This window comes from Nostoc sp., from assembly GCF_054880495.1.
The window spans coordinates 1-7,377 of sequence record NZ_JBTYKD010000166.1; the positions used below are offsets into that span (position 1 = coordinate 1).

The following is a 7,377-nucleotide window of genomic DNA, read 5'->3' on the forward strand; positions in this document are numbered from 1 at the left end:
CGTGAGTCTTCTCCCCCAATCAACCGGACATTCTTTCTAGTTGGATCTGCATTGGGTGTTTCTCTATTCCTTAACACATGGTCATCACTGCCAGCAACGTTGCCGAATGTTTTTAGTTTCTCAATCCTGAGAATCGTCAGGGGCGACATAAAAGTTTTATGCTACAAGTGCAGTACTTTGTAGTACTCAAAAACCCCGCAGGGCGAACGACGGTTTCATGTCATGAGCGCAGCGAGAGATGGCGCAGCCACCCGCAGGGCATGAAACCATAGTGAGTATGGTATACATTATACCCCAGCCCCAAATCCCCTTTTGTGGGAGAATCCACCAGGAGCATTTCACCCAAATACCCCTCAAATTACCCCAATTAGACCCAATTGGCTGTCCTTTGACTGTCGTTGGTTTTTACGGGTAGGCACGAAAACGACTGTCATTTGATTATCCTTTCACTATCAATTGTGTATCGTTGGGGTAATCTTGGGGATAAATGGGGGTGTTTTGCCACATGGGAGTTTTTGTATCAAAGTACACTATGTCCAGAGTGTGACAACTGAGTTTTGTCACTTTTTGTCACTCATTAGACTACAAAAATCAAGCTGACGGGTTGAAGAGAGTGAACTGTACAGTCACTTTTGTCGTGCTTATGTAGTTATTCAGTAGTCTTTTTTGATGGCTGTTGCTTATGCTTCTGCTTTTCAGTTTTGACTCTCAAAAACTTTCCGCCAAATATGGCGTACTGTGCGTCAAAAAAAGATGGATTACAAAGTTTATGCGCTCTAAAGCGTGTTTAAAATTAGTAGGTAAATATGGGGATAAATCGGGTGACTTTTGGGATTTATTGGGAATTATTGAGCTAATGAGAATTTGGTGACTGGAAGATGTTGAAGAGGTAAAAAATCAGGGATGAATTTGAATTTGCGTTCTGTAGGATTGGGATATATTGAGTTTAATTGGTGAGAATTGGTGAAAATCGAGAATTTGGGCGATTTTCGGTGTCATGCACAAAACAGCAAAATCAAAGCACAATTGTAATCTTTCACAAGATTTATTTACAAAGGCTGGAAGTATTACGGTATAAGCGTTTTAGCCTTTTCAGAATAATTCTTAACAAGGGGTCAAAAACGGGGTAAATTTTTGTAGATTTAATGTTGAATCTTGGTTCTCTTTCCAGGGGAATGCTCAAGGCTTACTTCGTTAGATATCAAAGAGATTAACCGTAGTTCCCGCAGGTTGCGTCAACCTAATCCAAGATAAAATCAGGAGCGGGAAAATGAAATTGATGATGAGCCAGGGGTAAGCGATGGAAGCCAAAAGCGAAGTGACAATAAAATTTAGCGGGTCACTACCAACAGCTACACCAGGAGAGAATAAAAAAGTTGCAATCGAGTTGACCGACCAGAATGGCATAGTCTTCACTGCTCAAGTTAATGCAAAAAGCTGGCGGAAGGCTGAAACTAGCGCCTCAGAGTTTGCAGACTGGGCTGGGGCTGTATCGGGCAAGCTTGGCGTGCGAACAGAAAACGGTTTTGAGGTAGTTGATGCTGGGGTTCAAATCTTTGAAAAGAAGGCGAAGGAGGTAAAACCAGAGGTAGGGGTTACTGTATCTGAAGCTGGCGCTTCTTCATAGACAGTGTAAATAGCTATGTTATTGAAAAGTTGTTGTGAAGCGATTTTGAAGAGTCAGTGATCACCGAAGACATCCACCGATAGCTCATTGTAAGATGGGCATATATACAGAAATCCTTATAGCGAACTCTCATTATTCGATTGTGTGCTTTTAGGCACATCAACCACATCAATCGCCCCCATATTCTGGGGGTATTTTTATGGCAGTAGTGGCTCAAGCGAGGTAACAATCAAATGAGCGTGGCTCACTACCATCTGAGGTAGTGTTAGGCGTAAGCTGTAGACATCAATGAATCTAGAAGACTTTGAGGCATCAATTACACGTTAGACTAATTACTCCCGGTTCGCTCATTTTTTTTGGAGATCGAGAAATTGCCGAAAAACAGAAAATCTAGGTGTAGTAATGGTTTTAGCCATTCCCATAAATTTACCTTGAACTACCACCCTGTTCTAAAAACTCTATTTTTATGCGATCGCGCAAAGTTGGGATTATAGTACGTTTGTATTGTAGATTAGAACCCCTACTAAATCGTTCAGCTTTTTTCTAACTCAATTTAAAATGGGCGAACCGGGAGTAATTATGTGTAATGTCCCCCAGTATCAATCAAAAATTAAGAAACGCTTCTGGCTCAAAACCGTAGATGGCTGACCACAAGCGTTTTTGGCAGGTAATGCTGTGTAACACTTTTACTCGGTCGCACCTTGCGCTCGCAAATTAGCAGAAATTCGATAATTCTTTTCTTCAAACTTCCGTATCTTCAGTTATCTTTGTTATGTACTGGAGAATTAAATCAAAATCTTTACGGATTTCTGCAAGTTGTTTGACCCAGATATTTGAAGTTGCGATCACATCTTCTTCTTTTCGACGTTCCTCTGCAATTTCCTTGTCAGTTTCTCCATAAACTTGTGCTTCCACTTCCCGTAGATGTGCTTCCATCTGACTTTCTAAGTCTTTTCCCATTGCAATAAACTGGCTTGTGATTTCACGTCTAGCATCAGCGATTTTCTTGTCTTGTTCTTTTTCTTGTTCCTTTGCATGAATATCCACGGCTAATGCACCGACTGCCATAATTGGCCCTAGAACCTTGGCTACATTACCAATACCTTTGGCAATATTGACAGCACCATAAGGCTTAAATTTAAATCCTAAAAATTTCCCAATATCATAAATATTTTGATGAAGTTTGCCACCTGCTATATCTCCAGCACGAAGGAAAGCACCTTTAGCTTGATTTGTACCAGGTTTCATGGCATATTTCACCAAGGATTGACTGAATTGATCGCCTAATTTCTTGAAACTATTAACTTGTTGCCTCAAACGCTCTACATCTACCTCCGAATCAACATTGTGAGCAGATACTTTTTGGTTGATTTCCAAACGTGCTGTGAAAGCTTGAGCCAAATCACTTTCAAGTACTTCTTTTATCTCCTCTTGAAGTGACTCAATTGCTGCTTTTACAGCCTCTTCAATTTCCAATCCTGCTTTTTCACATAGCTTCTCTACATTATTTTCAGCTTTCTTTCCTAGAGCTTCAATATCCTTAATCCCTACTGCACTAGCGAGAATAGTACCCTCACTGGCTATTGCTGCTGATAGCTGCAAAGCAATACCTCGAATTTTTATTCGCAGGCGATCGCGCTCTTGGCGTACTTTACGTGAGAGACGATTAAGTAATTCAAAGAAAACCGAGTCTTTATTAGAGTCTCGTGTCAGACTCAACTGAGCATCATCAACATAACCCAGTGAAATTCTGACAGGGGTATCAAACTTAGCAAGAGAACCACGGTGTTTGGAAAAAGCATTAAGTTCGTCAATGAAAGTTTGAAAACGGCTGAGTTCCATCAAAAAGTCATCTTTATCGTCAACTCCATCGCAATAATCTTTCGCATCAATGAAACAAACAGGAAAATCATCTAGACTGTAAGGCTCAATAGCTTTTGCTAAACTGTTACGGTAGTTAGTAATTAACTCTTCTTCTTCTCCGGCTCCATCAGCCATTTTGTTAACAACAAGCATCATCTTCCAGCGATAACCTAGTTCATAGGCTAACTTTTTGAAGTTTTCTGCTGTTATCGAGTCGAATAACATATAAGTGAGGCTGAAAACTAGCAAGTCTGATTGGCGAATCGCCTCATAGGTAATTTCATCGTGATCCTTGCGGTCTGTAAATAATCCTGGTGTATCAATCAGCTTAATGCCATTCCAGTCATAACTAGTAGTTTTATCAGTAGTAATATCAGCACCAATATGGATATCGCGCCGTCCTGTCAAAGCAGACATCATAGTAGATTTTCCTGCACTGTATTGTCCTACAAAAGCAACAGTGAGAAAGCCTTGTTCATAATATTGCTTCAACTCCTGATGGAGCTTACTATGTATACTTGATATTTCTGGTGTGTTTACCTGCTCTAATAATTTGTCAAATTTTTCAGTGAGTTTTTTAAATCTTTTTGCTATTTCAGCAGCTTGAAAACTATTAATATTTTTTTGAAAACTCATGATTCCTTTGGTTTTGATATGATTATATAGCGTTTTCTAAGCAACTGAGGTACACCCAAATCTTGTTTACCAAGGTTAGTAGCTTTGAAAACTTACCTCACTAGGTCGGAAACCGCTCTAATATTTTTCTGCTATTATTATCAGTTTTAAACTAATAAATTAAAAAAATATATAATTACTAATTATTATCTATGCAGCTTCTTGATCTTCCTCTTCTCCTTCTATTTGATTAACTGCCTCTTCTGCTGACATGCCTCCATAAATTACTTTCATAATTGCAGGAAAATAGTCGTCTATTGTTGATAAATTTGAATAAACTATTCTTCTTATCACTGGATAATCTAATTCATTATCTCCTAAAAAAATGCTAGTTTTATAGCGGACTTCACCATCCCTAAAATCCATTTCAAAATTTCCTATATTTAGCCCATAATTTGCTCTAGTTAAAAATTCTGCTATTTGTAAATATTGATTTTTTGGTATTTTTACAGGAGAATTTGAGTAGAATAAGAAAGTTTTATTTTTCTCATTGACTATAGCATAACAAGTATAATTACTGTTCTCCATTTTCACTTCCAGACGGAGTGCTTCTCCTGGTTCAATTTCGGTATAGTTCCAATCATCTTGAATGAAGAAATTCAGAACTGATTTAAATATAGGTTCCATCACTATATCTCCTATTTGATAATGTGTTTTTGAAGTAGCTTTTGGTTGTTTTTCAAATGTAACAGACTCTTGGAGAATCCGCCGTATTTCATCACTATCTATTTTTATTTCAATGGTAGTTTTAGTGGCAATATTTATGCCATCCGTAGAATTTCTAGTAACTTGAGCAATAGCAGCGTCAATACTATCCTGTGTCAATGGTTCATATTTTTTGCAACACCAGTCCACAAGTCTTTTGGCGTAAGCTCGATTAAGAACATCTACAGATTTTTCTAATAACTCACTTTGCGCTAAATTAAGGTTTATAGCAATTGCATCTAGACCTTCAATTAATTCCTTAAAGTATTTATCAACATTCACTTGGACTTCATCACAAGTTTTATCTAATTGTTCTAATGCTTTTAAAAGACTATTGTGTTTAAACTCTTTAATCTGTCTTTGTAATACACTGGAAATATTTTCAACTGCTTCTCTACGTTTTTCTTGTTTTGATTTTAAAAAGCCACCGATAAAGCCGATAACACCACCAACAATACCCACAATTAAGCCAATACCAGCTAAAGGAGGTATAAATGCCATTACGACTCCGGCTAATCCTAAAATTCCTCCCCCTATGCGAAAAAAATTGCGCTCATCACTTGAATTTTGTCTGTTAAAACTGAATATATGACTGCCTAATTTACCAATCAGTTGTAATTCTCTTCCTATTTCCTCAAGAGATTCTTGAACTTCCTTAGCAAAATGGCTTACTGTTTCTTGATATGCTGTACTAAGGCGTTCTTCAAAACCAATATTTTTGAGCTTTGTCTCCCATTCCTGTTTCATCTCGCTTTCCGAAGAATCCCAATGTGTTTCAGCAAAGGATGGAATAGCATTTAATGCATCTTTAAAAATAGATTCAATTTCATTCTTTAAAGAGTTACGCGCATCATTTGCAGCTTGTGCAATCTGTTTGTCGATATTCCGGTGCTTGCTTTTCAGTCGATCTGTTGAATTTGTAAAGGTTTCAGCTTGCTGCTCAATCCATTTGTAGGGTTTTTCAAGTTCCACTGCTGTACAACCGAGCAAAGTTTGAGAGCGCCGGATATTACCATACTTAACTATAGATAGCCAAATTTCATCGATGAAATTTTTTATCTGGCTGGTTTTGAAAAGTTGCTCTTGATTATCTTGATGTTCCCGTTCATAAGATAGCTGTGCTGCCAACAACATAACAGGAACAATATCAAAATAGTCATTACCATAATGCTGTTGAGCATAGCGGCGGATGCGCTCGATATGTCCTCCTAAACCGCTTGTTCCGTCTAAAGCAAATAACTTATCAGGGTTCTTAAGAAATTTATCTAGTTCATAGGGGCCGCGCCGGGAATCACGAAAATTTTTGTGTACATTTAGCAAAACAATTAGTGGCTTGGCATTTTCTTTGAGTAGGCGCAAAAAGCCAAACTCAGTTTCTTGAATACTGTCATTAGTGACTACATAACAGATAACATCAGCTTCATGGATAACACTTTGGGCAATTTCCTCATCTGTTTTACCTCCTGGTGCGCCAATTCCAGGGGTATCAATAATGCGAATATTTTCCAACTCATAAACTCGATTCAAGCGAGTTGTGCGTTGTTTCCCCACACCGATAGAATCCCAGCCTTCACCTGTCATAATGGCGTGGAGAGTGCTTTTACCTGCTTTGGTTTTGCCCATAAAGGCAATGCTGAAATAATTGAGGGCGCGTTGCTTGCCATTCAATGACTCGCGGACATCCTGAATTTTCTTGACGATTTCTACTTCTAGAGATTGTTTCGTAGTTTCAAGCTGTTTAGTAACTTCCTGGGCTGTTTGCGCTCTAGCATTACCACTGCTTTTATGCTCGATAGTTAGACGGTTGAGTTCGATATCTATATCTATTTTTAAATTGTCAAGGGTTGTCTTAGCTGCTTGCAGGGCTGACTCTGTAAATTTAAAATCTTGTTGTGCTATTTTAGTACATTGCTCAATAGCAGCTTTATAGTTTTGAGTATTCCACAAAGTATTTCTTGCAGTGCTGTCCTCTTTTATAGGCTGAACAGCATTTTCAAGTTTTGCATATTTTACAAATTCCTGTAGTCTCTTATTAGACCAACCCCAAATCTCTGCAACTTGCTCGACCATCTGGTGTTCCAACGGTGAATAAAAACCGTCAACATACGCCATCACCAGAATTTGCCCCATTGCCCAATTTTGCTGCTCCGATAACACCTTTTGAGCTACAAAGTCTACAGGAATTAGATTCTCATCTTGAATAAGTATTTTTTCTTTCTCTTCCTTTGTACGTCTTCCTAACTTAGTTGTTGAATTTAGTGCGTATAAATATTTCAATTCTTTGTTATGAATCTGCTGGTCAGCACAAACCATGTGCGTGACCAGCAGAAACGAATAATCTAGTGTTTCATCGGTTGTTGTAGTGGGGTCAGTCATTTTCTCTAACAGTGAATTGAAGGCTAAGAGGAAGTTACAATGTATGAACAAGCCTATACATCGGAAATTGAGAACGCTAATCCATTTCTGGCGTAGTTACTTACAAGTTTCCTAAAAAATTAATTCACAAG

Annotated in this window: 3 protein-coding genes; 1 reads left to right on the top strand and 2 read right to left on the bottom strand. The window is 38.3% G+C overall.

What is annotated here, in order from left to right; translation table 11 throughout:
* Window positions 1-1,300 precede the first annotated feature (1,300 nt).
* A complete protein-coding gene (locus ACYTXL_RS16250) occupies window positions 1,301-1,627 on the top strand; it encodes a hypothetical protein (protein WP_461925642.1) in 327 nt (108 codons plus the stop codon).
* Window positions 1,628-2,368: 741 nt separating this feature from the next.
* Here ACYTXL_RS16250 and ACYTXL_RS16255 read toward each other — a convergent pair.
* Window positions 2,369-4,126, bottom strand: coding sequence for a GTPase (locus ACYTXL_RS16255; protein ID WP_461925643.1), 1,758 nt, complete (start codon window positions 4,124-4,126; stop codon window positions 2,369-2,371).
* A 189-nt stretch (window positions 4,127-4,315) separates the two neighbouring features.
* On the bottom strand, window positions 4,316-7,246 hold the full coding sequence (locus tag ACYTXL_RS16260; protein ID WP_461925644.1) for a GTPase: 2,931 nt from the start codon (window positions 7,244-7,246) through the stop codon (window positions 4,316-4,318).
* Window positions 7,247-7,377 lie beyond the last annotated feature (131 nt).